Origin of the sequence: Nocardia sp. NPDC058497 (genome assembly GCF_042720195.1) — a bacterium.
Lineage (GTDB): Bacteria > Actinomycetota > Actinomycetes > Mycobacteriales > Mycobacteriaceae > Nocardia.
Window position 1 is genome coordinate 1 of sequence record NZ_JBHXMY010000858.1, and the last position, 1,829, is coordinate 1,829.

The 1,829-nt window shown below is 66.2% G+C and carries 1 protein-coding gene; it reads right to left on the reverse strand.

What is annotated here, in order from left to right; translation table 11 throughout:
• Positions 1 to 942: cutinase family protein (locus ACFWPJ_RS31825; RefSeq protein WP_378857080.1), on the reverse strand; the 942-nt coding region annotated here is incomplete at its 3' end.
• Between the last annotated feature and the right edge of the window lie 887 nt (positions 943 to 1,829).

The window sequence follows — 1,829 nt, forward strand, 5'->3', positions numbered from 1 at the left end:
GCGGATGACCTGGGCGACGAGGACTCGGTCTACACCCGCGGCGGCCTGGACCAACGGGGCAAGGGCAACGTTCAGGGCGCGCGCGGTCTGGTGCGCACCGCGAATGTCACCCGCCGCGATGAACTCCGGGAGGCGGGTGAGGTTGTCGAGAATGGTAGGCAGGTTCGCCGCGGTGGCGGTCCAGCCGGCGCCCATGGTGACGGCTTGAGCGATCAGGTTGCTGGGATCGGCCGTGGCGGGGATGAAGTTCGCGATCGGTGCGGGATCACCGCTCAGGACCCTGCCCAACACGGCGAGGAACGGGGAGGTGGCGGCATCGAGGGAGCAGTACAGGTCGCCGTTGGCACACAGGGTGCGAACCCGCTCGGTCAACGCACCGAAATCCCGGCTCCGCGTTCCGGCTATGCCGTAGCCGGGCTGCGGATTTCCCAGGGAGAGTGTGGTATTCGGATCGCGATGCGGATCGGCCAGCAGTCCGACACCGACCACTCGATCGGCACCGATGGGACCGTCGCCGTTGCCGATCTCGGTGGCGAGATCGCCGATGCCGTCCGCGCCCTGGCTGTAGCCGGCGAGGACGACCCGCGTCGAGCCGCACAGGCCACGCAGCATCTGGCGTAAGCGGGATTCCAGGGTGCTCACGGACTCCGCGTAGCTCAGCCCCTGGTCGAAAGCGCTGGCGGCATAGGGGACGTAGAGAACCGTGATGTCACGGCCGAACTGCCGTTGCAGGCCGTCGCCGACGGGCCCGAGCATGCCGACGGGCACCTCGGGATCGGCGCCCAGCGTGGTCTCCCAGGTCCCCGGCCCGAAAATTGCGGTGTACGGGGTGCAGGGATGCGCGCCGGGCGTTTGCGCCCGCGCGACGCCGACCGCCGCGGTCCCAACCACGACGACGGCGGCAACCAACGTCGCCGCGGCGGATCTCGACAGCCTGTTCATCGTCCAATTCCTCTGTTGCCGAAGGTGATTCGTGCCGGTTCGGCAGGTGCTGAGTCGCGCCGAACCGTCGTGGCCAATTCTGGCCACTCGCCGCCGGTTTCGCCGCCACTTTCAGATACAGTTTCATTTCAGATTCGATGCCGGGGGACACCGGGCCGCACGGTGTCGCGGTCGAGCCGGCCTGCATCCCGAATGCGCCCGGCCCAGCCGCCGACCCCGCGTGACTGGCCTCATCCATCGACAGCCGCCGCTCCGACCGCACATCGAGTCACCCCGGGTTTGATGCACACCATATCCGTGCAGCAGTCCCGCAGGGTTGCTGCTCCTCCGGAACGTACATTAGAAGCTGAACTAATATTCAGGTACTGATATCCAGGTCAAGCCTGGAGGGGCGATCCACTCGACCGACAGTCGGGTTACAGGATGCCGCCGAGACCGGCAACAGCCGCGACGACACGTCGTCAGCAGTCCACTGCGGCGATGTTGATGTGCTCGCCGGCCCGCCTGACTGCGCCCATACGGCGCTACCTGACCGACTCGAATGCTCCACATCGCGACCGATCTCCCAGAGGTCAAATAGTCGGCCTGACCAGGCCCGGACCGGATGCGTGTCGGCAATACCCTTTCGGTGCGCACCGGGCAGGTCCAGAATTGACTTGTCGCTTGCTGTGCAGCGCAAGCACCCTACTACCGCGGTAGCTACGGGCGGTCTCTACCCGGTGGTTCCTATGTAGGAGTTCTTCATGCAACAACTTTTCCTATCGCCCACCGAGACCTCCCCCGATTTACCCGCGGGCGCATTCGCGCTGTCGGCGGCTCAACGCGGCATCTGGTTCGCCCAGCACATCGCGGGCGACATCCCCATCTCCATGGCGCAGTACATCGAC